The 615-nt window shown below is 56.7% G+C and carries 1 pseudogene; it reads left to right on the forward strand.

Going from position 1 to position 615, the window contains the following annotated elements:
• Positions 1-74 precede the first annotated feature (74 nt).
• Positions 75-615: pseudogene (locus ACWKXT_RS24280) on the forward strand (RHS element protein); the annotation flags it as partial.

Here is a 615-nt window from a genome sequence, read left to right on the forward strand (position 1 = left end):
ATATTCAATGGTTTGTATTAAGTAAGCGCATTATAAACAAATAAATTAAGTTAATTGCTCTTATTATTATATGTAACCTGGGCATTGATATCCCGTATGCCACAGACCCGGCAGGTAACCGCCTGCCCGACCCGGAGCTGCACCCGGACAGCGCCCTCAGCATGTGGCCGGATAACCGTATCGCCCGTGACGCGCACTATCTTTACCGGTATGACCGTCACGGCAGGCTGACAGAGAAAACCGACCTCATCCCGGAAGGGGTTATCCGCACGGATGATGAGCGGACTCACCGGTACCATTACGACAGTCAGCACCGGCTGGTGCACTACACGCGGACACAATATGCAGAGCCGCTGGTCGAAAGTCGCTATCTTTACGACCCGCTGGGCCGCAGGGTGGCAAAACGGGTGTGGCGGCGTGAACGGGACCTGACGGGCTGGATGTCGCTGTCACGGAAACCGCAAGTGACCTGGTACGGCTGGGACGGCGACCGGCTGACCACAATACAGAACGACAGAACCCGCATCCAGACGATTTATCAGCCGGGGAGCTTCACGCCACTCATCAGGGTTGAAACCGCCACCGGTGAGCAGGCGAAAACGCAGCGCCGCAGCC

Source organism: Enterobacter sp. UPMP701 (assembly GCF_053709515.1).